General features: G+C 64.1%; 26 protein-coding genes and 2 tRNA genes. 20 read left to right on the top strand and 8 right to left on the bottom strand.

Annotation, left to right across the window (positions count from 1 at the left end; all coding sequences use genetic code 11):
* Nucleotides 1-82 precede the first annotated feature (82 nt).
* The gene (locus L8F45_RS10675) at nucleotides 83-691 is read right to left on the bottom strand and encodes a PilZ domain-containing protein (RefSeq protein WP_342362850.1); all 609 of its coding nucleotides are present in this window, start codon (nucleotides 689-691) and stop codon (nucleotides 83-85) included.
* Between the two features lie 269 nt (nucleotides 692-960).
* On the opposite strand from L8F45_RS10675, the gene L8F45_RS10670 reads away from it, so the two are divergent.
* The 4 genes from L8F45_RS10670 (at nucleotide 961) to L8F45_RS10655 (ending at nucleotide 6,336) form a co-directional block, all read left to right on the top strand.
* Nucleotides 961-1,713 (top strand): gluconate 2-dehydrogenase subunit 3 family protein, encoded by a 753-nt coding sequence (locus L8F45_RS10670; RefSeq protein ID WP_342362849.1) that lies wholly within the window; start codon nucleotides 961-963, stop codon nucleotides 1,711-1,713.
* Nucleotides 1,714-3,474 carry a GMC family oxidoreductase gene (locus tag L8F45_RS10665; protein ID WP_342362848.1) on the top strand — a complete coding sequence of 587 codons (1,761 nt, stop codon included), beginning with the start codon at nucleotides 1,714-1,716 and terminating at the stop codon, nucleotides 3,472-3,474. It abuts the gene before it with no gap.
* Nucleotides 3,471-4,688 (top strand): c-type cytochrome, encoded by a 1,218-nt coding sequence (locus L8F45_RS10660; RefSeq protein WP_342362847.1) that lies wholly within the window; start codon nucleotides 3,471-3,473, stop codon nucleotides 4,686-4,688. The genes L8F45_RS10665 and L8F45_RS10660 overlap by 4 nt, the downstream gene beginning before the upstream one ends.
* A gap of 148 nt (nucleotides 4,689-4,836) precedes the next feature.
* Nucleotides 4,837-6,336, top strand: a complete 1,500-nt coding sequence (locus tag L8F45_RS10655; protein ID WP_483411917.1) for an MDR family MFS transporter — start codon at nucleotides 4,837-4,839, stop codon at nucleotides 6,334-6,336.
* A gap of 2 nt (nucleotides 6,337-6,338) precedes the next feature.
* Here the strand turns inward: L8F45_RS10655 and L8F45_RS10650 are convergent, their stop codons facing one another.
* Complete coding sequence (locus L8F45_RS10650) at nucleotides 6,339-6,575, bottom strand: hypothetical protein (RefSeq protein WP_342362845.1); 237 nt, start codon at nucleotides 6,573-6,575, stop codon at nucleotides 6,339-6,341.
* A gap of 174 nt (nucleotides 6,576-6,749) precedes the next feature.
* The gene (locus L8F45_RS10645; RefSeq protein ID WP_342362844.1) at nucleotides 6,750-8,558 is read right to left on the bottom strand and encodes an ABC-F family ATP-binding cassette domain-containing protein; all 1,809 of its coding nucleotides are present in this window, start codon (nucleotides 8,556-8,558) and stop codon (nucleotides 6,750-6,752) included.
* 127 nt (nucleotides 8,559-8,685) lie between these two features.
* On the opposite strand from L8F45_RS10645, the gene L8F45_RS10640 reads away from it, so the two are divergent.
* Both L8F45_RS10640 and L8F45_RS10635 read left to right on the top strand, forming a co-directional pair.
* Nucleotides 8,686-9,570, top strand: a complete 885-nt coding sequence (locus L8F45_RS10640) for an alpha/beta fold hydrolase (RefSeq protein ID WP_342362843.1) — start codon at nucleotides 8,686-8,688, stop codon at nucleotides 9,568-9,570.
* 6 nt (nucleotides 9,571-9,576) lie between these two features.
* Nucleotides 9,577-10,518: a nucleoside hydrolase gene (locus L8F45_RS10635; protein WP_342362842.1), complete on the top strand. Its 942-nt coding sequence runs from the start codon at nucleotides 9,577-9,579 to the stop codon at nucleotides 10,516-10,518.
* Nucleotides 10,519-10,868: 350 nt separating this feature from the next.
* Here the strand turns inward: L8F45_RS10635 and L8F45_RS10630 are convergent, their stop codons facing one another.
* From L8F45_RS10630 to L8F45_RS10615, 4 genes are all read right to left on the bottom strand, one after another.
* On the bottom strand, nucleotides 10,869-11,645 hold the full coding sequence (locus L8F45_RS10630) for a 2-keto-4-pentenoate hydratase (RefSeq protein WP_342362841.1): 777 nt from the start codon (nucleotides 11,643-11,645) through the stop codon (nucleotides 10,869-10,871).
* A 225-nt stretch (nucleotides 11,646-11,870) separates the two neighbouring features.
* Nucleotides 11,871-13,691, bottom strand: coding sequence for a gamma-glutamyltransferase family protein (locus tag L8F45_RS10625; protein ID WP_342362840.1), 1,821 nt, complete (start codon nucleotides 13,689-13,691; stop codon nucleotides 11,871-11,873).
* Nucleotides 13,692-13,710: 19 nt separating this feature from the next.
* Nucleotides 13,711-14,322: a histidine phosphatase family protein gene (locus tag L8F45_RS10620; RefSeq protein ID WP_342362839.1), complete on the bottom strand. Its 612-nt coding sequence runs from the start codon at nucleotides 14,320-14,322 to the stop codon at nucleotides 13,711-13,713.
* Nucleotides 14,323-14,362: 40 nt separating this feature from the next.
* Complete coding sequence (locus L8F45_RS10615; RefSeq protein ID WP_342362838.1) at nucleotides 14,363-15,277, bottom strand: N-acetylglucosamine kinase; 915 nt, start codon at nucleotides 15,275-15,277, stop codon at nucleotides 14,363-14,365.
* A 41-nt stretch (nucleotides 15,278-15,318) separates the two neighbouring features.
* Here L8F45_RS10615 and L8F45_RS10610 point away from each other — a divergent pair, with 41 nt between their 5' ends.
* From L8F45_RS10610 to L8F45_RS10555, 12 genes are all read left to right on the top strand, one after another.
* Nucleotides 15,319-16,083 carry an SIR2 family NAD-dependent protein deacylase gene (locus L8F45_RS10610; RefSeq protein WP_342362837.1) on the top strand — a complete coding sequence of 255 codons (765 nt, stop codon included), beginning with the start codon at nucleotides 15,319-15,321 and terminating at the stop codon, nucleotides 16,081-16,083.
* A gap of 226 nt (nucleotides 16,084-16,309) precedes the next feature.
* Entirely contained in the window at nucleotides 16,310-17,119 is an 810-nt protein-coding gene (locus tag L8F45_RS10605; RefSeq protein WP_342362836.1) for a hypothetical protein, read from the top strand.
* Nucleotides 17,116-17,496, top strand: a complete 381-nt coding sequence (locus tag L8F45_RS10600; protein WP_342362835.1) for a hypothetical protein — start codon at nucleotides 17,116-17,118, stop codon at nucleotides 17,494-17,496. The genes L8F45_RS10605 and L8F45_RS10600 overlap by 4 nt, the downstream gene beginning before the upstream one ends.
* 56 nt (nucleotides 17,497-17,552) lie before the next feature.
* Entirely contained in the window at nucleotides 17,553-17,834 is a 282-nt protein-coding gene (locus L8F45_RS10595; protein WP_342362834.1) for a hypothetical protein, read from the top strand.
* Nucleotides 17,827-18,195: a hypothetical protein gene (locus tag L8F45_RS10590; RefSeq protein WP_342362833.1), complete on the top strand. Its 369-nt coding sequence runs from the start codon at nucleotides 17,827-17,829 to the stop codon at nucleotides 18,193-18,195. Before L8F45_RS10595 ends, L8F45_RS10590 begins: the two co-directional genes overlap by 8 nt.
* Before the next feature lie 206 nt (nucleotides 18,196-18,401).
* Nucleotides 18,402-18,776 (top strand): hypothetical protein, encoded by a 375-nt coding sequence (locus tag L8F45_RS10585; RefSeq protein ID WP_342362832.1) that lies wholly within the window; start codon nucleotides 18,402-18,404, stop codon nucleotides 18,774-18,776.
* A gap of 292 nt (nucleotides 18,777-19,068) precedes the next feature.
* Nucleotides 19,069-19,686, top strand: coding sequence for a cold-shock protein (locus L8F45_RS10580; RefSeq protein WP_342362831.1), 618 nt, complete (start codon nucleotides 19,069-19,071; stop codon nucleotides 19,684-19,686).
* A gap of 7 nt (nucleotides 19,687-19,693) precedes the next feature.
* Nucleotides 19,694-20,176: a DUF192 domain-containing protein gene (locus L8F45_RS10575; RefSeq protein WP_342362830.1), complete on the top strand. Its 483-nt coding sequence runs from the start codon at nucleotides 19,694-19,696 to the stop codon at nucleotides 20,174-20,176.
* A gap of 60 nt (nucleotides 20,177-20,236) precedes the next feature.
* Nucleotides 20,237-20,313 (top strand) — tRNA-Pro (locus tag L8F45_RS10570).
* A 44-nt stretch (nucleotides 20,314-20,357) separates the two neighbouring features.
* The gene (locus L8F45_RS10565) at nucleotides 20,358-20,663 is read left to right on the top strand and encodes an ETC complex I subunit (protein ID WP_342362829.1); all 306 of its coding nucleotides are present in this window, start codon (nucleotides 20,358-20,360) and stop codon (nucleotides 20,661-20,663) included.
* A gap of 9 nt (nucleotides 20,664-20,672) precedes the next feature.
* Nucleotides 20,673-20,749, top strand: a tRNA-Arg gene (locus L8F45_RS10560).
* Nucleotides 20,750-21,057: 308 nt separating this feature from the next.
* Nucleotides 21,058-21,384 (top strand): NIPSNAP family protein, encoded by a 327-nt coding sequence (locus L8F45_RS10555; protein WP_342362828.1) that lies wholly within the window; start codon nucleotides 21,058-21,060, stop codon nucleotides 21,382-21,384.
* 215 nt (nucleotides 21,385-21,599) lie between these two features.
* On the opposite strand, the gene L8F45_RS10550 is transcribed toward L8F45_RS10555, so the two are convergent.
* On the bottom strand, nucleotides 21,600-22,625 hold the full coding sequence (locus L8F45_RS10550) for a PdxA family dehydrogenase (RefSeq protein ID WP_342362827.1): 1,026 nt from the start codon (nucleotides 22,623-22,625) through the stop codon (nucleotides 21,600-21,602).
* A gap of 87 nt (nucleotides 22,626-22,712) precedes the next feature.
* Here L8F45_RS10550 and L8F45_RS10545 point away from each other — a divergent pair, with 87 nt between their 5' ends.
* Nucleotides 22,713-23,681, top strand: a complete 969-nt coding sequence (locus L8F45_RS10545; protein WP_342362826.1) for an alpha/beta fold hydrolase — start codon at nucleotides 22,713-22,715, stop codon at nucleotides 23,679-23,681.
* A 228-nt stretch (nucleotides 23,682-23,909) separates the two neighbouring features.
* A complete protein-coding gene (locus L8F45_RS10540) occupies nucleotides 23,910-25,523 on the top strand; it encodes a rhodanese-like domain-containing protein (protein WP_342362825.1) in 1,614 nt (537 codons plus the stop codon).
* Nucleotides 25,524-25,622 lie beyond the last annotated feature (99 nt).

The following is a 25,622-nucleotide window of genomic DNA, read 5'->3' as shown; positions in this document are numbered from 1 at the left end:
GGAAGTGGCTGGAGGAGCGCCTTCGGCTTCGCGATCATCGGCTGACGCTGCGTCGGCGGCAAGATCGCTGGCGCTAGAGAGACTAGAGAATGGTGGATGCGTTGAGCTCTTCCGGCTCAAGCGGCTCCACGAATTGCGCGGCGACGCCCTTCGCCGTCACGCGCACGACCCGCGCCGATCTCGATCCGACCGTGATCGTCATTCCCGGTTCGAGCGCGAGACGGCAGGAGAACAGCACGCCCGACAGCGAGAGATCGATGATCTCCGCCTGCAGGGCGCTGCCGTCATGCAGCGTGACGACCGTCTGCCTTTGCTCCGGCGCGATGCGCTGATGCCGACGCTTGTCGCCGAGAGAGGTTGAAGCAGGGGTCGCGAGCTCGGTGAGTTGCGCCACGAGCTTTTCGCGCTTCGCCTGCGTGGCCTCGATCGTCATCGCGAAACCGTCAGGCGTCGCGCGCGTGATCTTGCCTTCGAGCCTGCCGAACTTGTCGAGATACACCACGACGCGCGAACCGAGATAGCCGGCCTTCTCGGCTTTGAGCCTCAGGCCGCTCGCCGAAAGATCCACTGCGACGCAGGGAAACTCCTGTCCGCCCTCCAGCATGTAGCGGCCCGCGACATCGACCGGCGCTCTCTTGTGAGAGCGCTTCTCTCTGGCGCCTTGCGGCGATGGCGGACGGACAAGAGCCACTGCGGAGTTCGATCGATTTCCTGCCTGCTCAATAGTTGAACAGGGTAAATGTCTCGCAAAGTGGGCGGAAACGAGTGCTGCGCTGCATCAATTTCGTTAATGAAGGATTGTTGGCATGCATGCTCATGACGCGCGCATTCCCCGGCTTTTGGCAACTTTCTTCGCGTCGGATGCATGGCGCCTATCCCCTGCAATCATTGACTTGAACCAATTCAAATCTAGCGTTGCGTCATCTCAAGGCCGTCCGGCCTGCTGCTCAAGGCGCTCCCATGGCGAATTGGCTGACGTCGTCGCAATCGCGACGCCGATTTCTTGCGACCACCGCCGCCATCGCCTTTGCCGGAAATTGCAGGGTCGATGCGCGCACGATCCGCGGCGGCGAATTGCCATGGAGGGCTTACGCCGCGGAGCCGCCGACGCCGGCGCGGCCTGGTCCATGGTTGTTCTTCACCTATGACGAGGCTACGGCGATCGAGTCGATGGTCGACCGGCTCATTCCCGCCGACGATCTCGGCGTCGGCGGCAGGGAGGCGGGCTGCGCGGTCTTCATCGACAGGCAACTCGCCGGCTTCTTCGGCGATTCCTCGCGTCTTTACATGCGTCCGCCTTTCGTCGCGGGAACGCCGTCGCAAGGCGCCCAGTCGCCGCTGACGCCGACCGCGATCTATCGCGCGGCGCTTGCGGCGATCGACGCGCATTGCAAATCAAACTACGGCGGCAAGCCTTTCCAGGCGCTGCAATTGGTGGAGCAGGATGCGGTTCTGACATCGCTCGACAAGAACGAGCTGAAACTCGCGAACGCCGACGGCAAGACGTTCTTCGAGCTGCTCCTGCAGAACACGATGGAAGGATTCTTCGCCGATCCGCTCTATGGCGGCAATCGCGACATGGCGGGATGGAAGCTCGTTGGCTTCCCCGGCGCGCGTTACGACTATCGCGATCACGTCGCGAAGCACAATCAGCCCTATCCGTTGCCGCCGGTCTCGATCATGGGCCGCAGCGAATGGTCGATGGTGAAATAGATGGCGAAGAAGCTTCCCAGGCGCGACGTCGTCATTGTTGGTTTCGGCTGGACCGGCGCAATCCTCGCGCAGGAATTGACCGACGAAGGTCTCGATGTCGTCGCGATCGAGCGCGGTCCCTGGCGCGACACCGCGACCGACTTCAATATCGGCTACGCCCAGGACGAATTGCGCTACGCGCTCAGGCTCGATCTGTTCCTGCGGCCCGCGCAGGAGACGCTGACATTCCGCAACAACACGTCGCAACGCGCGCTGCCGATGCGACAATTCGGCTCGTTTCTGCCGGGCAATGGCGTCGGCGGCGCCGGCGTTCACTGGAACGGCCATACCTGGCGCTTCAACCCGACCGATTTCAATCTGAAGAGCCATCTCGCGCAGCGCTATGGCGCGTCCTTCACGCCTGAAGAATTGACGATCCAGGATTGGGGTCTGAGCTACGACGAGCTTGAGCCCTTTTATGATCGCTTCGAATATCTCTGCGGCATCTCGGGCAAGGCCGGCAATCTCAACGGAAATATCCAGGCCGGCGGCAATCCGTTCGAGGGAGCGCGCAAGCGCGAATATCCCCTGCCGCCGATGACGATGACCTATGCGCCGACCATGTTTGCGGAAGCGGCGCGCTCGGTCGGCTATCATCCCTTTCCGACGCCGTCGGCGAATTTGTCGGCCGCTTACGTCAATCCGCTCGGCGTCGCCATGGGGCAATGCACCTTCTGCGGATTCTGCGAGCGCTTCGGCTGCGCGAATTATTCGAAGTCGAGCGCGCAGACGACGATTCTTCCCGTGCTCATGCGCAAGTCGAATTTCGAGGCGCGCACCGATTGCGAAGTGATGAAGGTCACGCTCGATCCCACGGGCAAGCGCGCCACCGGCGTCGTCTATGTCGATTCAAGCGGCGAGGAATGGGAGCAGCCTGCCGATCTCGTGCTGCTGTGCGCGTATGGCCTGCACAATGTCAGGCTGATGCTGCTGTCGGGCATCGGCAAGCCCTATGATCCCGCGAGCGGCGAGGGGACTGTCGGCCGCAATTACGCCTACCAGACCAACGCCGGCATCCAGCTCTTCTTCGAGGACAAGACCTTCAATCCCTTCATCGCCGCCGGCGCGCTCGGTCAGACGGCGGACGATTTCAACGGCGACAATTTCGATCACGCCGGGCTCGATTTCGTCGGCGGCGCAGGCATAAACTGCATTCCGACCAATGGCCGCCCGATCTCCTTCCGCCCAACGCCTCCGGGCACGCCGCGCTGGGGGACGCAATGGAAGAAGGCGACCAAGGAGAATTATCAGCGCAGCTTCTCATTCTCATCTCAGGGGTCGAGCTACGCGACGCGCGGCAACTATCTCGATCTTGATCCGGAATACACCGATCGCCTTGGCCGGCCGCTGCTGCGCATGACCTACGACTTTCCCGATAATGACATCCGCATGTCGAATTATGTGCTGGGCAAGATGGAGAATATCGCCAAGGCGCTGAAGCCCAGGCAATATGTGATGGCCCCGCGCCGCAAGCCTTACAGCGTCGTGCCTTACCAGAGCACGCACAACACCGGCGGCGCGATCGTGGGCGCCGATCCCAAAACGAGCGCGCTCAACAAATATCAGCAGAGCTGGGATGTGCCGAACGTGTTCGTGATCGGCGCGTCGGCGTTCCCGCAGAACGCCGGCTACAATCCGACCGGCACGGTCGGCGCGCTGGCTTTCTGGGCCGCGGACGCGATCCGCCAGAAATATCTCAAGGCGCCCGGAGCGCTGCAATGAGAAAGCTTTTCGCCACAGCGCTTTTCGCGATTGCGGCTGGTGCGGGAAGCGTCCGCGCGGCCGACGATCAGTCGTTCGAGCTCGTGCAGCGCGGCCGCTATCTCGCGACCGCCGCCGATTGCGTTGCCTGTCACACCGCGCCGCGCGGCGCGCCTTTCTCCGGCGGCCTGCCGCTGGAGACTCCGTTCGGCGTCATCGTCACGCCGAACATCACGCCCGACAAGGATACGGGCATCGGCTCATGGACCGACGCGGAATTCATCGGCGCGTTGCATGACGGGCGCGGCAGGGGCGGCAAGCGCCTGTTCCCCGCGATGCCCTATCCCTCCTATACGAAACTCTCCGTGCGCGACGCGCTCGCCATCCGCGCCTATCTCAACACGATCGAGCCGGCATCGAAGAAGATCGACGTCAATCAACTGCCGTTCCCGATAAGCTGGCGCTTCAATATGGCGGTGTGGAATCTCTGGAATTTCACGCCGGGCCGGATAGAGCCTGATGCGTCGAAGACACCGGAGTGGAATCGCGGCCGCTATCTCGTCGACGCGCTCGGCCATTGCGGCGCCTGCCACACGCCGAAGACCATCATGGGCGCGGAGAAAGCGAACAACTATCTCGAAGGCTCTGTCATTCAGGGCTGGTTCGCGCCGAACATCACGGCGGATGCGCGCAAGGGGATTGGCGCCTGGTCGGACGATGACATCGTCGCCTATCTCAAGACCGGGACGAATGGCCGCACCATCGCATCCGGCCCCATGGCCGAGGCGGTGGCGAATTCCACGTCGCACATGAGTGATCCCGATCTCAAGGCGATCGCCGCCTATCTCAAGAGCCTGAAGCCGGCGGAATCAGTCGCGCCCACGCCGCTTGCGCCTGATGATGCGCGGCTGGTCGCGGGACGCGCGATCTACAAGGATAGCTGCGCCGGCTGTCACACGGACGGCGGATCGGGCGCGCCAAGCCTGTTTCCGGCGCTGGCTGGCAGCGGAATCGTGCAATCCGTCGATCCCTCGACGCTGATCCGCGTCGTGTTGCAGGGCTCGCAGGGCGTGCATACCGCGACAAAGCCAACGACGCCGGCGATGCCATCGCTCAGTTGGCGTCTCAATGATGCGCAGGTGGCGGCGGTCTTGACCTATGTCAGGAACAGCTGGGGCAATTCGGGCTCGCCGGTGGCGCCTGGCGCGGTAGCCGCAGCCCGCGCCACGCGCTGAACCTGTCGGCTTGCGGCGAATTCATTCCAGACCTCGTTCCGGCGCGGCTTGACGGACGGCGACGCCCCGGCCCATGCGGGGAGGGCGCGATCGCTGTTTCATCGGATCGCCGCTTCACCCAGCCCCGATGCGAGCGCCTATGAACGACATGTCGCATGCGAGCTCGTTGGCGCCGGATCTCTCCCATGCGGAAATCCGGTCGATCCTGTTTGGCGTCATGCTGGCGATGTTTCTGGCGGCGCTCGACCAGACCATCGTGGCGACGGCGCTTCCGACGATCGGGCGCGAGCTTGGCGATCTCGAACATCTGCCCTGGGTCGTCACCGCCTATCTCCTGTCGGCCACGGCGATCGCGCCGCTCTATGGCAAGGTGGCTGACATCGTCGGCCGGCGCGTCACGCTGCTTGTCGCCATCACGGTTTTCGTCGCCGGCTCCGTCGCCTGCGCCATCGCGCCGACCTTGCTGACGCTCATTCTGGCGCGCGCGCTGCAGGGGCTTGGCGGCGGCGGCCTGATGTCGCTGTCGCAGACGATCATCGGCGACATCGTCTCGCCAAAAGAGCGCCCGCGCTATCAGGGCTACATCGCTGGCGTCTACGCCTTGTCGAGCATTTCAGGTCCTGTGCTTGGCGGCTTCATCTCGCAGCATCTGCACTGGTCCTTTATCTTCTGGATCAATGTGCCGCTGGGATTTGCAGCGCTCGCGATGACGAACGCCATCCTGAAGAAGCTGCCGCGCCACGAGCGCCCGCATCGGCTCGACGTGCTCGGCGCCGCGTTGATGGCGTGCGCGACGGTGACTTTGATGCTGGCGCTGAACTGGGGCGGGGTCAGGCTTCCCTGGACGTCGCCTGAGATTCTCGGGCTCGCGGGCGCGTCGCTCGCCCTGTGGGTTCTGTTCGTGATCCGTTTGCGGACCGCGCCAGAGCCGCTGATCCCCGCCGACGTGCTCGCCAATCCCGTTGTGGCGCGCGGCGTCATCGCGGCCTGTTTCGGCATGGGCGTGTTCATCGGGCTGACGATCTATACGCCGATCTATCTCGAAGCGGTCCATGGCCTGTCGGCGAGCGCGACGGGCCTTGCGCTCATTCCGTTGATGGCCGGCACGGTGACGGGCGCGACGATTTCGGGCCGCGTGATGGCGCGCGTGACACATTACAAGCGCCTGCCGCTCTGCGGTCTTGTCATGGCGATGGCGGCGCTACTTGCGCTGGCGGCGAAGCCGCGCGATCTGCCGCTGGCGGCGCTCGAAGTTTTGCTTGCCTTGACGAGCCTCGGACTGGGCGCATTGCTGCCGATCACGACAGTGAGCATCCAGAACGCGGTCATGCCGCATCAGCTCGGCACGGCGACGGGCTCGATGAATTTCTTCCGGCAATTGGGCGGCGCGCTGATCGTCGCCGGCTTCGGCGCGATCGTGCTCGGCGGATTGCCGCCGGGAGCTGCGGCAGGCGCGAGCGTGGAGAATTTGTCGGCGGCCTTCGCCCGCAGCGGGCTCGACATGGCCGCGACGTTCAGATGGGTGTTCGTGGCGGCGGCGTGCGGACTGGCTGCGGCCTTCGTCAGCCTGTCGCTGATGGAGGAGCGGCCCTTGCGCTCAAGGGCGTCATCGGCTTCCGCGCCGGCTCCTGAAATCGCCGGCGAGTAGCTTCAGCCGAGGATCGAGCGCATGGCGTGGGCGCTGGCGCCGCCGAAGCTCAAGGCCGCCGCAGCGATCAGCGAGATGCTCAGCGCCTGGAAGCGGCGCGGCTTCGGCTGGGCGACCGCGACCGGCGCGGGCTCGGACGCGATGATCATGGCGGCGGGGCGGTAGGGCAGCATCACCATCTGGTTGCCGAGCTCGCCGACTGGCAGAGCGTTTGGGGCCGGGGTCTCGAAGTTCGACATCGTTGTCGTCCTGTCTGGGCGGTCGTCGTTGGCCGCGTTGCGATGGCGGCCTTCTAGTCCCCGACCTCTTCGGCGCGATGTCGTGAGGCGATCTATTGCGTGTCGCCTGCGCGCCCCGGGTTTCTTCAGGCGGGCGCGATGCAGCTTTCGCGAAACATGCGAAACGGCGCAGCGCTACTGCGCGTCGATTTCCTCGCGCAGGATTTCGAGCTCCAGCCAGCGCTCCTCGGCGGCGGCGAGATCGGTCTGCGCCTTTGACAACGCGGCCGTCGCCTTCTCGAACATCGCGCGGTCGCGCGCATAGAGCGTGTGATCGTCGAGGATTATCTGCAGCGACGCGATGTTCGTCTGCAGCTTCTTCATCTCCGCCGGCAGCGTTTCGAGCGCATGCTTCTCATGGAAGCTGAGACGCCGCTTCGCCTCCTTCGCCGGACGCGGCGGAGCGGCTGCGGCGGCCGATTTTTCCGTCTTCGCGGGCTTTACACCGCGCAGCGCGAAATCGCCGCCGCGCTGGGCGAGCATGTCGTTATAGCCGCCGGCATATTCGAGCCAGCGGCCATTGCCTTCAGGCGCGAAGACGGCGTTGACGATGCGGTCGAGAAAGTCGCGATCATGGCTGATGAGCACGATCGTGCCGGCGTAGTCCGCCAGCAGCTCTTCGAGCACGTCGAGCGTTTCGAGATCGAGATCGTTGGTTGGTTCGTCCAGCACCAGCAGGTTGGACGGCTGCGCCAGGGCGCGCGCCAGCATCAATCGCGCGCGTTCGCCGCCGGAGAGATTGCGCAAAGGCGTGCGCGCCTGCTCCGGCTGGAACAGGAACTCCTTCATGTAGGTCGCGACATGCCGGCCCGCGACCATGGCTTGTTCGCCGCGCCCCTGGGTCAGCGCATCGACGAGCGTCGAATTGGGATCGAGGCTGTCGCGATCCTGTTCGAGCGCCGCCATCTGCACATTCGCGCCGATCCTGACGTCGCCGGAGTCGGGCGCGAGCACGCCGGTGAGCAGCTTCACCAGTGTGGTCTTGCCGCCGCCATTCGGCCCGACGACGCCGATGCGATCCCTGCGCATGATGCGCGTCGAGAAATCGCGCACCACGGGACGCTCGCCGAAGGTCTTCGCGATTGTCTCGGCTTCGATGACAAGCGAGCCTGACTTCTCGGCCTCGGAGACGCTGATGACGGCCTTGCCCTGCACGGATTTGTAGGCGCGCCGCTGCTGGCGCAGCGCCTGCAATTCGGCGACGCGGCGCTCGTTGCGCGTGCGACGCGCTGTGACTCCATAGCGAATCCAATGCTCTTCCGCGACGATCTTGCGATCGAGCTTGTGCTGGTCGCGCTCTTCTTCGGCGAGCGCCTGATCGCGCCAGGTCTCGAAGGCGCCGAAGCCGAGATCGAGACGCCTGGTGCGGCCGCGATCGAGCCAGACGGTTGTGCGCGTGAGATTTTCGAGGAAGCGCCTGTCATGGCTGATGAGCACCGAGGCCGATCTGCTCTGCATCAGCTCGCCCTCCAGCCATTCGATGGTCGGCAGGTCGAGATGATTGGTCGGCTCGTCGAGCAGGAGAATGTCGGGTTCCGGGGCCAATGCGCGGGCGAGCGCGGCGCGGCGGGTTTCGCCGCCGGAGAGATGGGCCGGCTCCTCGTCGCCTCTCAGGCCCAATTGCTCCAGCAGATAGCGTGCGCGATGGGCGTCGTCCGTCGGTCCGAGGCCGGCCTCGACATAGGCGAAGGTGGTCTGGAAATCCGAGAGGTCGGGCTCCTGCGGGAGATAGCGGATGCTCGCGCCGGGTTGCGTGAAGACCGAGCCCTTGTCCGGCTCGATCAGCCCGGCTGCGATCTTGAGCAGCGTCGATTTCCCCGAGCCGTTGCGGCCGATCAGGCAGACGCGCTCGCCCGCCGACACCGAAAGGTCGGCTGAGGTGAGAAGCGGCGTTCCGCCGAATGTGAGCGCGATGTCGCGAAGCTGGAGAAGCGGAGGAGCCATTGCCATCAGGAGCGGGGAGGGCGGCCCTATAGCGCGGCGCGGGGCGCAAGTCTCGGCTGATCTCGCCCGGCTGGCGCGGCCCGTCCGATGCCGCTAGGCAAGGCGCTCCCCGGGAGGAGAAAGCTCGATGCGCGCCAAGGTCCGCGACACCGAAATCTATTTCGACATCGAAGGCGCTGGCCTCGTCGCGGACGGCCCGCGCATGCGCGAGAAGCCGCCGGCCTTCATCATCCATGGCGGGCCGGGCGGCGATCACTCCGATCTCAAGACGCGGTTCAATATGCTGAGCGACCGCATGCAGCTCGTCTATTTCGATCATCGCGGGCAGGGTCGCTCAGCGCGCGGCGATGTCGCGAAATATCATCTCGACGAAAATGTCGAGGACATGGAGGCGCTGCGCCTGCATCTCGGCCTTGGGCCGATCGTCAGCATCGGCACGAGCTATGGCGGCATGGTCGCGATGGCGCATGCCGCGCGCTATCCAAAATCGGTGTCGCATCTCGTGCTCTGCGTGACCGCCGCGCATGGCGGCTTCATCTCGCGCGCGCGCCAGATCGTGGCGGAGCGCGGCACGCCGGAGCAGAAGGCGGTGTGCGATCAGCTATGGGCCGGGGAACTCAACACCATCGAGAGATTGCGCCACTATTACGATGTGATGGGGCCGCTCTATTCCGTGAAATATAATGCGGCCGAAGCAAGGGCCGGGCGCGAGCGCGGCATCCTGAATCCGGAAGCGCTCAATCGCGCCTTTGCGCCGGGCGGATTCATGTGGAGCTACGATATCAGGCCCGAGCTCAAGAACATCACGGCGCCGACGCTCATCATCGGCGGACGCCACGACTGGATCTGCGCGCCTGAATTCTCCGAGGAGATTCATCAACTGATCCCCGGCTCCGATCTTCGCATCTTCGAGGAGAGCAGCCATTCCGTGCGCGTCGACGAACCGCAGAAGCTGATCGACGCCATCGCCGGCTTTATCGTCTATCAGCACAAGCATGCGGGCGCGAAATAACAGATAATGCCGCGCAAGATCATCATCGACACCGATCCCGGTCAGGACGACGCCGTCGCCATTCTGCTGGCGCTGGCGTCGCCTGAAGAGCTTGACGTGCGAGCGATCGTCGCCGTCGCCGGCAATGTGCCGCTGTCGTTTACGGCGCTGAACGCGCGCAAGATCGTTGAGCTGGCGGGGCGGTCGGACGTTCCCGTTTATGCCGGATGCGATCGGCCCATCGTTCGCGCGTTGCGCACAGCCGAGCATGTCCATGGCAAGACGGGGCTCAATGGCCCTGACTTGCCCGAGCCGAAAATTCAGCTGCAGAAACAACATGGCGTCGATTATCTCATCGATGCGCTGCGCGCCGCGCCGTCAGGCGAGATCACGCTCTGTCTTCTCGGCGCCGCGACCAATCTCGCGCTGGCGATGCGCAAGGCGCCCGATATCGCCGGCCGCATCGCCGAGATCGTCTGGATGGGCGGCGCTTATTTCGAGGTTGGCAACATCACGCCGGCGGCGGAGTTCAACATCTTCATCGACCCCGAGGCCGCCGACATCGTGCTCAACAGCGGCGTTCCCATCACCATGATGCCGCTCGACGTGACGCATCAGTGCCTGTCGACGGCGGCGCGCATTGCCCGCTTCCACGCGCTCGGCAATCGCGTGGGCGCTGCGGTCGCGGAGATGCTGTCATTTTCCGAACGCTTCGACCGCAACAAATATCAATGGGACGGCGCGCCGCTGCACGACCCCTGCGTCACCGCTTATCTCTTGCGGCCGGACTTGTTCAGGGGTCGCAGGATCAATGTTTCAGTTGAAATGGAAGGCAAACTTACCGCGGGCATGACGGTCGCGGACTGGTGGCGCGTCACCGATCGGCCGGCGAATGTGATGTTCATGCGCGAGGTCGATGCGGATGGATTTTATGATTTGCTGGCGGAGCGGTTGGCGAGGCTGCCGTGAGTTTTTGTTTCGCTGAAACCAGCTCGCCGCGTCATGGCCGGACTCGTTCCGGCCATCCACGTCTTGTTTGCGGCTGAAAGGGGAGCGCCTTCGGCGCGGAATCTTTCGCTGGGCCCCGGACACGGTTCCGCTCCACTTCGTTTCGCTTCACCGTTCCGGGGACGGAGAGAGCTTCATTCGTCGCTATTGAAGCTGTCTCCGTCCCCGGTTTCATGAAGTGAGGCGACCTGCCACGCCGAAGCGAAGCTTTTGCTTCGCGAAGGCGGGAGCCGAACGGAATGAAGACCGGGGTCCAGCGCAAGACTCGCGAGCGAAGCGAGCGCTCCTTGAAGTGAAATTGAGATCGAACCTCACGCCCCAAACGAAATCTCACACTCTCCCACCCCCTCGAACGCCGCGACCGCACGATCGCCCGCAGCGACTGGCGACAGGCCGGTGTAGCTGCCCGTCGTGACGATCTGTCCGGCCTTCACAAGCGTTCCCCGCGCGATCAGCGCATTGGCGAGCCATGTCGTCGCGGTGAGCGGATGCACGGCCGGATTGCCGCCCTTCTTGTCCGCGACTGCGCGGCCGCCGATCGTGAGCTTCACCGGAATGGTCGCGAGATCGAGCTTGCGCCAGTCGACGGCCGGGCCGCCATGGACGAAGGCGCCGTTCGCCATGAAGTCCGCGATGGCGGCGAGACGCGGCTGCGCGCTGGAATCGCGGAAGCGGCTTTCACACACCTCGATCACGACGACCGCGCCGGCGAGATGGTCCGCGACTTCATCTTCGCTGAGCGGCTTGCCGTCGGCGCGGCCGACAATGTCGCGCGCGGGAATGAAGGCGATCTCGGCTTCGATCCCGAGCAGCTTGCGGCCGGCGTCGAGGCGCCAGGTTCCGCCATTTGCGACCATCGCGCCGCTGAGGATGGGCGCATAGCCCGGCGGCCGACCTTCGATGACGCTCACCTTCCACGCCGCGATCGTCTGTCCCAGCCCCTGCCGCACCGTTTCCTGCACAGCGTAGGCGTCATCGTCCGTTGCGAGTTCGGATGCGCCGGGAAGGACCTCAAGCAGAATGTTGTCGCGCCGCGCGGCGAGAAGCGCGTCCGCTGCGAGCAATGTCGCCGCATGTGTCGAAGCCATGATTCAACCTGTCAAATGGGGCCGATAAGACTCTGATCTGACTCCGCGATTGGGCGCTCCAGCGCGTGATGATTTTGCTCGAATCATTCCACCGTCATCCCGGGACGCGCGCAGCGCGGGCCCGGGACCCATTGCGCCGCTGCATGATTGCTTGGGTTCCGGGCTCGCGCCTTCGGCGCGCCCCGGAATGACGGCGGAAAAATTCAAAGCTGTTTTCATCACGCTTCAGCGCCCGATCGCGTAATCCTGCGAGTTGCGCGGATTGGCGGCGCAGCGCAGCACTTGCTCGCCATAGTCGCGCTCGATGCCGACAGCGCAGAGGCGGCCGAGCGCCCAGTCGTCGACCGCTTCGACCTTGTGGCCGCGCTTCGCCAGATCGGCGATCACGCCTGCGCCGACGCGCTTCTCGATGGTCAGCGACTGCGGCTTGAATTCGCGCGGCCAGAAGGAGCCGATGTGATGTCCGGTCTGGAAGGTCGGCGCGTCGATCGCCTGCTGCAGCCCGTAGCCGTGATGGATGACGCGCAAGAGGAAAGCGATCTGCCATTGCTCCTGCTGGTCGCCGCCCGGCGTGCCGAAGCCGAGCCAAGGCGCGCCGTCGCGCAGCACCATCGTCGGCGTCAGCGTCGTGCGCGGGCGCTTGCGCGGCGCGAGCGAGGAGGGAAGGCCGGGATCGAGCCAGAACATCTGGCCGCGCGTGCCGAGGCAGAAGCCGAGTTCGGGAATGACGGGGCTTGATTGCAGCCAGCCGCCCGATGGCGTCGCCGAGACCATGTTGCCGAAACGGTCGACGACGGAGATGTGGCAGGTGTCGCCTTCGACGCGCTCCACATGCTTGCGCAATTCGGGGTCCTGCCGGCTGGCGAAAGTGGGTTCGCCGACGCCTGACGCCTGCGGGCCCAAGCCCGCGATGACGAGCCGCATGTCGTGCGGCGTTCGTCCGCCCGCCGATCCCGGCCTGAACTCCGCCGAGGCTTTCTCCGTCACCAGCGCGCGTCGCGCCGCGAGATAGCCGTCATCCATGAGGTCGGCGACCGGCGCGTCATCGTCGCCGAGCCATGCGTCGCGGTCGGCGAGCGCGAGCTTGCCGGTCTCGACCACGAGATGCGCGAACTCCGCGCCGAGCGGATCGAGGCTCGCGATGTCGAAACCTTCGAGGAGGCCAAGCCATTGCAGGAAGGCGGGACCTTGCGTCCACGCCCCGCACTTCAGCGCTGTGACGCCGTGATAGTCGCGCGACAGCGGCGCTTCGTAAGCGGGCTTCCACGAGGCGAAATCCTCGGCCGTCATCAAGCCCGCATGCTTCTCGCCGGAAGAATCCATCACCGGCGTGCGCGCGAAACGCTCTGCCGCTTCTGCGACGAAGCCCCCATAGAAAAGCTTGTGCGCGCGCTCGATCTCGACAGCGCGGTCGCCGCCGGCGCTTTCATCGACGATGCGGCGATAGGTGCGCGCCAATGTCGGATTTCTGAACAGCTTGTGCGCAGTGGGCGCTTCGCCATTCGGGAGATAGGTCGCTGATGAAGTCGGCCACTCCGCATCGAAGAACGGTTTCATCGACGCGATCGTGCGCGAGACGCGCAGCGTCATGGGAAAGCCGCCGCCGGCGAGTTCGATCGCTGGCGTGAGCACATCCTTCAGACGCAGCAGCCCGCGATCGCGCAACAGCATCAGCCAGGCGCCGAACGCGCCGGGAACGGTTGCGGCGAGAAATCCCGTGCCGGGAACCATGTCGAGGCCGAGCGCGCGATACCGCGCGATCGTCGCCGCAGCCGGCGACACGCCCTGGCCGCTGACCGCGCCGGCTTTTCGCTCGCGCGCGTCCCAATAGAGGATGGGAACTTCGCCGGCGGGGCCGTTCAAATGCGGCTCGACCACCTGCAGCGCAAAGCCTGCCGCGACCGCCGCGTCGAACGCGTTGCCGCCGGCTTCGAGAATGCGCATTGCGGTTGCAGCGGCGAGCCAGTGCGTCGCCGTGGCGCAGCCGAATGTGCCCCTGATTTCAGGTCGCGTCGTGAAGGGGCCGTTGGAGAAGACTTCGACCATCGCGAAAATCCAATGTGTATTAGAGGGGAGTGAAGGCCCAGGCGCCGTTGGCGCGCTTGAATTGCAGGGGCACCGCGTTGCGGCGTAGGCCGTCGCCAAGCGACACGCCGGTCGCGGCGCACAGCACAAGCAGCACGCCGCCATGGGCGACGATCACGGTCTCGCCGTCGACGTCATCGTCCGACAGGATTCTGATGAGGCTGTGGCTGACGCGGCTGACGAAGCCTGCGAGCGTTTCGGATCCCGGCGGATCCTCGCCCCAGTCGAGCCCGCCTGTGGGAACCGGCGTGTCCCAGAGATTGACATAGTAGCGTTCGGCGAGCGCGCCGTCGGCTTCGGGAAGCATGTTGTGCTGGCCGCCGATCAAGGTCGCCGTGCGCCAGGCCCGCGCCATCGGGCTTGCGACGAGGCGGCCGATGCGCGTTTGCGCCAGCGTGGTCGCCGCCGCGGCGGCCTGGATTTCGCCGGCCTGATTGAGCGGAATATGCGGGACCTGGAAAATGCGGGTGCGGTTTCCCTCGGTCTCGCCATGGCGCACGAAGATGAAGCGCTGTCGCTTCGGCGTGAATGAAAGAGCGGAGGCCAGCGCCGCGAGCTTTTCGTATCCGAGCAATCCGATCACCTGGGTCATGGTCGATGGGTGAAGCGGGCCGTCGTCCGGGTCAAGACGGTCAAACCGGCTTCCGCTGCGCGTCGAGCGCAAGGCGCGCGGCGGTCAAGGCGGCGTCGATCTCCACGATGCGCGCCGGCGCGGCGCTATGGGCCGAGGTGAGAAAGGTTTCGCCGATTAGAGGCGAAAGACGCAGCGCGCCGCCGGTCGCCGAGACCGGCAGCAGGCCGGTGCGGGCGCGCAAGGTTTTCGCAAGCCCGCCGAGCGCGGCGCCCGCTTGTCGCAGGACGGCGATTGCGATGGCGTCGCTTTCGGCCGCAGCGTCGGCGACGGCGCGGGCGAGCTGGCCGATCGCGCCGCGATGCGCGCCATAGACGAAGGCGCGCGCATGCGGCCAGTCGGCGCCGCCGAACCGTTCGCCGAACGAGCGGCCGAGCGGCGAATTCCAGCCGGAGCCCGGCTTCGCATCGTCCTGCGCCAGCAATTGCCGCAGCGCCTCGCGCGCGATCCAGGCCGCGCCGCCTTCGTCATCGATGAGCACGCCATGGCCGCCGGCGCGCCAGCGTTCGCCTGATCGCGTCATATGCAATGCGAACGATCCCGTGCCGGCATAGACGAGCACGCCTTCTCCCGGCCGGAAACAGGCGCGATAGGCGAGGCTGACATCGTCCTCGATCGCAATCCGCGCGATGTCGCATCGCGTCGCGTCGGCGAGACGGCGCGCGACCCATTCCGCTTCCGCCGTCGCCGCGGACAATCCGGTCACGCCGGCGTGAATCGCATTCACGGCGCCGTGCTGGAGAACTTCGCCTGATAGGACCGCAATCGCCGCTTCGGCGCGCGACCGCACGACGTCGTCGAGCATATGGCCCGAAAACCCTTCAGTCGCGCCGCGCGCGACGAGGTCGCCCTGATCCGACAAGAGGGCCCAGCGCGCCGCGGAGCCGCCGACATCGATTCCAAGAGAGAGCATCATGCGATGTTGCTCCGATAGGGCGAAGATGCAAATCCTGCCCCATGACTCCTCGCGCATTCGTTGACGAAGAAGCTGCGGCCGATGCGCGCGCGGCGATCCTGCGCGCGCGCCGCATGGTCGGCTTCACCGGCGCCGGAATTTCGACGGAGTCGGGTGTGCCTGATTTCCGCTCGCCCGGCAGCCCCTGGATGACGCACAAGCCGATCCCGTTCGATGTCTGGCTCGCGAGCGAGGAGGCGAGGGCGGAAGCCTGGCGGCGCAAATTCGCCATGGACGATATCTATGCCGGCGCTCAGCCCTCGCGCGGCCATCGCGCCATGGCGAGCCTCATCTCGCGCGACATGATGCAGGCAATCGTCACGCAGAATATCGATGGGCTGCATCAGGCGGGCGGAGCGCCGGCTGATCGCGTCATCGAACTGCACGGCAACGGCACCTATGCGAAATGTCTCTCTTGCGGGTTTCGCCACGAGCTTGCCGATGTGCGTCGCCAGCTCGAAACGAGCCATCGCGCGCCGGTCTGCGAGGCCTGCGGCGGAATGGTGAAGTCCGCGACCATATCGTTTGGCCAGGCGATGCCTGTTGAAGCGATGCAGCGCGCCGACGCCTTGGCGCGCGACTGCGATCTCTTCCTCGTCGCGGGCTCCTCGCTGGTCGTGTTTCCCGCGGCGACGCTGCCGGTGATCGCAAAGCGCAGCGGCGCGACATTGATCATCATCAATCGCGAGGAGACCGAGCTCGACGACATCGCCGACATCGTCGTGCGCGGCGATATCGGCGAGGCGCTGGGGCCTCTCACCAACTAGCCGTTTCATTCGCGAAGAGATGGAGCTCGACGACATCGCCGACATCGTCGTGCGCGGCCATATCGGCGAGGCGCTCGGCCCGCTCACCAACTAGCCGTTTCATTCCTGTCGCCCGGCGCGAGCGAGCGTCGTCTCGGTCATTCCACGTTCGGAACATATAGAGAACAAATCTTGACCTGCGCCACGCTCCATGATAGGACTATAGTCATGATGCGGAGATGCGCCCATGACAGCGACAAAAGGAGAAGACGAAAGCCAGTTGCCGATGCGCCCGCTGATCAGCCGCGTCCGCTGCGACATGGCGGCGTGGGAGGTCCGGTTCGCGCTGTTCCGTCTGATGCTGGCGGCGAAGGCTTACAATCCCGACCAGCCTCGGGTTCCCGCCGGCAATCCCGATGGCGGGCAGTGGACGGATGGCGGGTTTCATCTTCTCAAGCCGCGCCACGATCCAGGGCGGCGGGAGGCGGTGGAGGAGCAGTTCGCGCAGCAAGGCAGTAGCCGGTTTGATCCGGTGGTGCGCCTTGGCAATTCCTGGCTCGGCGCGACGTCGGCGCAACAGAGTCGCCTGGCGGCGTCCCAGGCGCAGGCTTTCGGAGCCGTGGCTCGCGCGCGGCAGGCCGATCCGTCCTGGCGGCCCGAACCGGCGATCTTCTCCGAGGGCGTCGAAGGAGAGATCGCGCGCAACGAGGCGTTGAGAAGCGAAGCGGAGGCGCATCTGATCGGGATCGGGCGACCCGTCCCGGACCTGATGCGATCGCCTGATATCCTCAGACCCGGTGGGCGTTCGGTTGGCGAGCAGGCAAGCGCCTCCAGTCAAATCAGAACTGTGCCGTTGAGCCAGTTTCGCGAATTGCTCGACGAACTCACGCGAGACGCGCAGCCGATCGAAACGCCAGCGAAATATGAAGGACAATGGTATCGTCGCTTCGACGGAACGACGATCGGCGTCAGATTCAGCGAACGGAATGCAGTCACGATCGACACGATCGGCGCCATCCCCGGACTTCGTCCTAACTTCAAGGTCCATGTGAAATGACAAACGAGCGCAGAGAAAAGTTTGATGGTCAGACAATCAATCAGGTCATCACGGGCTATCTGGACGAGCTCAAGAGTGACGGCATCGCCTTCGCCGGAATCATCGATGAGGGTCGCCGTGGCTTTGAGTTCAGCGGCGAGGAGCTGATCGACTTCGTCCGAGATTGCCTCACGGCGATGATTGAGGCCGGCGCGAAGCCCGTCGAGGGCGGCGGCGGCACGCGCTACACATGGATCGAGCAGCCGCAATATGGCTCGACGACGAAAGAGATCGTCGACAACGTCATCGCTGAATGGCTGGCGAAGGGCGATCCCGATCATGGCGGTCTGTGGTTCGCCTCGCCGCAGTTTCAGCACATCGGGCGACCGGAAGGATGAATGAGAGATCGCCCTCTCATTCAGTGCGGAAACGCAGGTGACCGGAGGAGATAGCGATGCTGAAAGTTCCTCCCGAATTTCCGAAGATGGGCGTCTGGTTCGATCTCGAAGTAGATGATGAGTTTCGAGAAGGAAAGGATGAGATCACCTTTGCGCTTGATACGCTCAATGCGGCGGAAAAACAGGTTGTGAAAACCTTCTTGATGGACGTACTCGCGAATGTACGTGACCCCAAGGAGCTTCAGCTTATCTGGCGCGCGGCGAATTCGCGAACCTATATTCCCGACGATCGCCAATTGCGCGTCTTCCTGCAGGAAATCGTCAACAGGATTGGTTGAACTGGCGATGGACAGAGATGCTTATGAAGCATGGTTTGGAACATTATCACTATTGGATAGAGCATTCGCTCTGCTCGCCATTATGCATTCGCTGACCGTTTCGATGCGGTCGATTCTTATCGACTATCCCGACGATGCGGAAACGAGATGGCGGCTTGCGTACAAGATTTCGGAGATGAATCATGCCTTCACATCCGCTGCGCAATCGGCTATCTATGGCGAACTCTCTTATTCCGACGATGATTTGATCGGCATACTGCTGGAGCATCCCAACAATCCCGAGCTTGAGCACGAAGGTTGGATCGCGCTGGATTCGGCATATCGGGTCGTGAACATGAACCAGAAGAACGCTCGGCATTGATCCCCGGCGACAACGGGACCGCGGCTGCTTGCTTGAAACGCAGTGGGAGCACAACCGATCGCGACGCCCGTCAGATATGAAGGCCAATAGTGTCGCAGATTTGACGGCAGCACGATCGGCATAAGATTCAGCAAACAAAATGCGGTCACGATCGATACGATCGGCGTTGTTCCCGGCCTTCTTCCAAACTTCAAGGTCCATGTGAAATGATCGGCGAACGCAGAGAAAAGTTTGATGGTCAGACCGTCGATGAAAAGATCGCCGGTCACATCAACGAACTCGAGAATGACGGCATCGCGGTTGGCGAGATTGTCGGGATGGGTTGTGATGACTTCGAATTCACAGGCGAGGAGCTGATCGATTTCGTGCGCCGTTGGATCACGGCGATGCTGGAGGCAGGCGCGAAGCCTGTCATCGGCGGCGGCGGCACGCGCTATGACTGGATCGAGCAGCCGCAATATGGATCAACGACGAAGGAGATCGTCGACAACGTCGTTGCCGAGTGGCTGGCGAAGGGCGATCCGGATCACGGCGGACTGTGGTTCGCGTCGCCGCGATTCCTCAATGTTGGCCGGCTCTGACCGAGACCTCGCACGCAAACGCCGTCTCCGAAATATGAAGGACGATGGCGTCGCCGTTTCGATGCATCGATGAGCTGCGTGCGATTCAGTCGAGAGAATGGAGTCACTATCGAGGCCATCGGTTCCCGCGGACCGCCTGTCGACGCGATCCTGACCATGGCCTCTGGTTCGCTGCTCCGCATCTCCTCCAGCTTTTCACAGGGCGCCTGAACAAAGGGCTAGGCGAGGCGGATCGCGATGCTATGATTCCGTTAAGAATCGCGGCGGGCAGGCGATTCGAGCGGTGCGCGGCATGAGTGACGATTCCCCTCTGAAGACAACGGCGATGGCGCAAGCCGCGTCGCGTCAACAGGAGCTGCGCAGGGACGCCGAGGAATTCGCCAAGGACGCGCCGGTCGATGTGATCGAGGTCGCGGGCGCGATCAAATGGTTCGATGTCGCCAAGGGTTACGGCTTCGTCCTGCCTGACAACGGCCTCCCCGATATTCTTCTGCATGTCAGCGCGCTGAAGCGCGACGGCTTCGCGACCGCGATCGAAGGCGCGCGCATCGTCGTCGAGGTGGTGCAGCGGCCGCGCGGCCTGCAGGTGTTCCGCGTTCTCTCGATGGATAATTCAACCGCGCTGCATCCCTCGCAGATGCCGCCGGCGCGCACCCATGTGCAGGTCGCGCCGACGAGCGGCCTCGAGGCGATGACGGTGAAGTGGTTCAATCGCTTGCGCGGTTTCGGCTTCGTCTCCAAGGGGGAGGGGGCGCCTGACGTCTTCGTCCATATGGAGACATTACGTCGCTTCGGCGTGCCGGAATTGAAGCCTGGCCAGACGGTGCTTGTGCGCTATGGTCCCGGCTCGAAAGGACTGATGGCCGCCGAGGTGCGCCTGCCGGAATCGAGCGGGCCGGCGTCCCACTGATTCGCTCATGGCTGATGTTGGCGTGAAGGTCGGGCGTCGCGCGCTCGCATGTGTGTTGGCGGCTGCTCTTGCATGGGCGGCGATCCCTGCGTCCGCCCAGCAGGCGCAGGTCGAGAAGCTCACCATCGTCACTGCCAAGGGCGCGCGCCAGACCTTCGATGTCGAGGTGATGCGCAACGACGCCGACCGGGCGCGCGGGCTGATGTTCCGGCGCATGCTGCCGGCCGACCGCGGCATGCTGTTCGACTTCGGCCGCGAGGACGAGGTCGCGATGTGGATGCAGAACACCTACATCCCGCTCGACATGCTGTTCATCCGCCGCGACGGCACTGTGGCGCGGATCGCCGCCAACGCGGAGCCTTTGTCGACGCGCACCATCCCGTCGGGCGAACCGGTGCTTGGCGTGCTGGAGATCAATGGCGGCGAGGCGGCGAAGCGCGGCATCGCCCCCGGTGATCATGTCGAGCACGCCCTGTTCGGCCGGCGGTAGGCGCTGAGGGTTGACCGTCAATCCCTGATCTGACAGGCAATTTCTCCGGATTCCCGCCATCGGAGTGTAGCGCAGTCTGGTAGCGCATCTGCTTTGGGAGCAGAGGGTCGCAGGTTCAAATCCTGCCACTCCGACCAGGGACTTCGGACTACGGCCAGCTTCCCGCCTGAAACGAGCGATCATGACGGCACGCATCTACCGCCCCGCCAAGACGGCCATGCAGTCGGGCTCCGCCAAGACCGAGCGCTGGCTGCTGGAGTTCGAGCCGGAGCAGGCGCGCACCATCGATCCCCTGATGGGCTGGACGAGCTCGGGCGACATGCGCCAGCAGATCAAGCTGTGGTTCGACAGCAAGGACGAGGCGCTCGCCTACGCCGCCAGGAATGGCTTGGCGGCCCAGGTCGAGGAGCCGCACGATCCGAAGCGCCGCACCATTTCCTATTCCGACAATTTCAAGTTCAATCGTCAGGCGCCCTGGACTCACTGAAGGCGCTTCGACCCCGTAGCTCAGCTGGATAGAGCAACAGCCTTCTAAGCTGTGGGTCGCTGGTTCGAATCCAGCCGGGGTCGCCAATCACACGTCGCGACTGTCATCCGCAAGTTCGGAGATCGGGGAGGGCGGAGAGCGCGCGTCGCGTCCGCCTCCACCTCCAGACCCAGATGAGCGCCGACCGCAAGGCGGCGCTGACGCCGCCATGACGATGGCGGCCGTCTTCGTCGTTTCGCGATTCAACTCCAGCGGACCCCGGCGCAACGCAATCGAACGCAATCGGCTCATAGTTTGGTCCTGCGGCTCTGGCAGCCCAGATCAGCCAGGCGGCGGCGAGCGCGGAAGAGAAAAGCTGCTATTGGACTTTCATTCGCGACGACGAGACGACTCGATGATCTACGAACTGCGCATCTACCGCACTCTGCCCGGCCGCCTGCCGAACCTGCTCGCGCGTTTCCAGAACCACACGCTGCGCATCTGGGAGAGGCTCGGCATCCGGCAGGCCGGCTTCTGGACGACGCTGGCGGGCGAATCCAACAACGACCTGACCTATCTGCTCGCCTGGGAATCGCTGGCGGAGCGCGAGGCCAAGTGGTCAGCATTCGTCGCCGACCCGGAATGGCGCACGGTGAGCGCGGAATCGGTGAAGGACGGCCAGATCATTGCCAACATCAGCAATCAGTTCCTGACCCCGACGGCTTTCTCCTCGGTCAAATAGCCGCGCCGCCACGGGCGCTGCATATCAGCGGCATGCTGTATAACGCGGTCCAATTCGCCGCGGCGCCGGCAGCATTCCCTTTGTCTTCGCCACAGCCGCCTGATCGACTTCGTCAGCGCTGGCGGATGATCGCCCGTCCAACGCAACATCTCACAAGCCGCGACATTGGGGCCGGAGCGTCGGCTATCCCGGCGGCCGCGGAGTTGTGCGCCGGGTCATGAAGCCGCCGCTGAACCGCGCGCCAGCTTCGCCGCGAGATCAAGCGCATTTTCCAGCGCGCCCGTGGAAGCGACGCCCTTGCCGACGATGTCGAACGCTGTGCCGTGCGCCGGCGTGGTGAAGACGGTGTCGAGCCCCGCCGTCACGGTCACGCCGCGATTGAAGCCACGCAGCTTCGTCGCGATCTGCCCCTGGTCGTGATACATGGAGACCACGCTGTCGAATTCGCCGGCGAACGCCTTGATATAGATGGTGTCGGCGGGGAAGGGGCCGCGGCAATCAACGCCCGTCGCAGCAACCTTCTCGACAGTCGGCCTGATGAGATCGATCTCCTCGCGCCCGAACAGTCCGTTCTCGCCGCCATGCGGATTGAGCGCAGCGACGGCGATGCGCGGTTTTGCGACGCCGACCTTTTTCATGGTGCGATCGACGAGCCTGATCGAATCCGTGATCGATTGCTCCGTGATCTGATCGAGCGCCGTGCGCAACGAGACATGCGATGTCACGCGCGACATCCACTGCCCGTCGAGCACGTTCATTTCCGAAAAATATGTCGTGTGCTTGAGGAGATGGGCGAACATCTTGTGCTCGTCCGGAAATTTCCAGCCGCCCGCATGCAGCGCCGCCTTGTTGAGCGGCGCGAAGGTGATGCCGTCGATCTCGCCGCGCTTCGCTATCTCGATCGCAAAAGCGAGCGTTTCGCCGGTGAGCCTGCCGGATTCCGCATTCACCGCGCCGACGCCAACTTTGTCCGGATCGATATTGGCGAGATCGATGAGCGGAACCGTTCGCGACGCCCAGTCGATGGCGGCTGTGTTTTCGACGCGCGCCCAGGGGAAGGACACGCGGGCGTCGCGCATCCCGCGCTCCAGCACCCGCGCGTCGCCCACCGCGACGATCCGCGCGCGATCGGCGAGCTTGCCTTCGCTCAACACCTTCGCCGCGATCTCGGGGCCGATGCCAGTGCAGTCGCCAAAGAGCAGGGCAAGGCGGGGGCGAGGGTCGTTGTTTTGCGGGCTCATAGGCGACTCCTCCAGGCGTGATATCAAGAATTGCTGATTGTTGACAATCGGCGATTTAGGGCGAACAAGGCGGCAGGAGAGCCGCCCATGAATGACACTGCCGCGCCCGCAGCCTTTCCGCCGTTGCTGCCGATCAGCAAGATCCTGATGGAGGGCTTCGAGCGGCGGCGCATCAGGACGTCAGGCGCCGAGATCAATGTGGCGATTGGCGGCAAGGGGCCGCCGCTGCTGCTTATCCATGGCAATCCGCTGACTTTGGTGAGCTGGCACGCCATCGCGCCTTCGCTCGCGCAGAGCTTCACGATCGTCGCGCCTGACATCAGGGGCTATGGCGACAGCTCCAAGCCCGACGGCGGCGAAAATCACGCCGCCTATTCCTTCCGCGCCATGGGCGAGGACATGTTCGAGATCATGAGCGAGCTTGGCTTCGAGCGCTTCGGTCTCGCCGGCCATGATCGCGGCGCGCGCGTCGGCTTCCGCATGGCGCTCGACAGACCGCAGCGCGTGACGCGCTTTTGCGCGCTCGACATCATTCCGACCTACAATCTTCTTTCGAATGTGACGATGGGCTGGGGTCTCGAGAGCTATCACTGGTTCTTCATGGCGCAGAAGGCGCCGTTCCCGGAAAAGCTGATTTGCGCTGATCTCAATTACTACATCAACTACAAGCTCAACAAGAAAGGCGTCGGGCTCTCGATCTTCACGCCGGAAGCCTTCGCCGAATATGCGCGCTGCACGACGCCGGAGCAGATCCATGCGGTCTGTGAGGACTATCGCGCGACCGTGACGCTCGACTATGAAATGGACAAGGCGGACGCGGAGGCGGGGCGCAAGATCGGTTGCCCGGTGATGGTGTTGTGGGGATCAAACAGCCATGTCGGCCGGCATCTGAAGCCGATCGAGGCCTGGTCGCGCTGGGCGCCTGACTTGCGCGGCTGGGCGATCCCCACGGGCCATTATCCCGCGGAGCATCGGCCTGATCTTGTTTATCCCGCGTTCCAGAGTTTCTTCTCCGGCGCGGAGCCTAAACCTTACGAAGAGAAGGCAGCGGCATAGAAGCGCTAAATATGCTCCACGTTGCTCCAGTTCGTCATGGCCGGACTTGTCACCGCAAGTCGGATAAATCCGACTTGCGGCATTCAACTATGCGGAACTCGGGCAAGCCCGAGTTCCGATGCCATCCACGTCTTGCTTCGCTTTAAAAAAGACGTGGATGCTCGCGACAAGCGCGAGCACGACGAGGCTGCACGATACAGCGCGTCACGTCGAACGGATCTGTCGAGCATGAAACCCATCGACGCAAAGACGGCGAAGGCGCGTCTTCACGCGCGCGGCGAAATCGCGCTGCTCGATGTGCGCGAGCAAGGCCAGTATGGCGAAGGCCATCCGTTTCTCGCTGTTCCCTGTCCCTACAGCCGGTTTGAGAATCTCGCGCCGTCGCTCGTTCCCCGGCGCGGCGCGCCCGTGCTGCTTGTTGATGACGGCGATGGCGTCGCCGAGCGCGCAGCAAGCGCGCTCGATGAACTCGGTTATCGCGATGTCTCATGGATCGATGGTGGCGCGCCGGCCTGGGCGGAAGCGGGTTACACGCTCTTCAAGGGCGTCAATTTGCCCAGCAAGACGCTTGGCGAACTGATCGAGCTGGAATGGCGCGTTCCCCACGTCAGCGCAGACAGGCTCGATGGCTGGCGAAACGACGGCGGCGCGTTCCGGCTCTTCGACGGCCGGCCTGCGAGCGAATATCGCAAGATGACGATTCCGGGTTCGACCTGTTTTCCCAATGGCGAACTCGCGCACCGCATGGACGCGGCGATCGACGATGAGACGGTGCCCGTCGTGGTCAATTGCGCGGGGCGCACGCGCAGCATCATCGGCGCCGCGGGGCTGAAGCTCGCCGGCGTGAAAAACCCGGTCTATGCGCTGGAGAACGGCACGCAGGGCTGGGCGCTCTCGGGCCGCGAACTCTGGCGCGGTCGCCTCGCTGCGCCGCTGCCTGATATGGATGAACGCGCGAAAGCGGCGAGCGCGGTGCGGGCGAGGGCGCTCGCGAAACGTTGCGACATTCCGTTTGTCGATGCGCAGCATCTCGGTCTTCTGGCCTCCGATGCCTCGCATACGCTCTACATGCTCGACGTGCGCACGGCTGATGAATTTGCGGCAGGGTCGATTCCAGGCGCGGTGTGGGCGCCGGCGGGGCAACTCGCGCAGGCGACAGATCAATGGGTTGGCGTGCGCCGCGCGCGCGTGGTGTTGATCGATGACACGGGTTTGCGCGCAGCGATTACGGCCGTGTTCCTGCGGCAGCTCAATTATGACGTGTTCGTGTTCGCGATGGATGGCGCGAAGCGATCGCCAGGGGAGATTGTCCGCGCCGATGCGCCGGCTCCGCCGAAGCTCCCTCGGCTTCCGTCTCTCAGCGCAGCCGAAGCTGTTGCGCTCGCGAATAATGGCGGCCTGCTCATCGATCTCCGCGGCTCGATGGAGTATCGCGCCGGACATCTCGCCGGCGCCATTTGGTCAATACGCCCGCGATTAGACGAGCTCCCGATTGACGCGCAGCGCTCGATCGCACTCGCGGGCGACGAAGCCTTCGTTGCGCTCGCGGCGAAGGATCTGATAGCGCGCGGAATAAGCCGCATCGCGCATGTCGCGGGCGATATCACCGTCTGGCGCGTGGAAGGCGCGCCCGTTATGTCATCGTCCGACGAGCCGTCCGATGCGGATGCGATCGATCATCTCTTCTTCACCCATCGCCGGCACGACGGCGACATGGCGGATGCGCGGCGTTATCTCGCCTGGGAGATGGGGCTTGTTGCGCAGCTCGACGCGCAGGAGCGCGCTGAATACCGCATCGGGCCGGGGCCTTTCGATCCCAATTCACAGGTAGCGTATAGTTAACGCGACCATATTTCAGCTTGTCATCCCGGGATGCGCGAAGCGCAGGCCCGGGACCCATGATGACGCCCCTCAATGAGCCATTGCATGCGCGCGAAACAT

The organism is Terrirubrum flagellatum (assembly GCF_022059845.1).
GTDB classification, from domain to species: domain Bacteria; phylum Pseudomonadota; class Alphaproteobacteria; order Rhizobiales; family Beijerinckiaceae; genus Terrirubrum; species Terrirubrum flagellatum.
The sequence above is the reverse complement of the archived record's forward strand: the minus strand, read 5'-3'. Positions and strand labels throughout refer to the sequence as shown.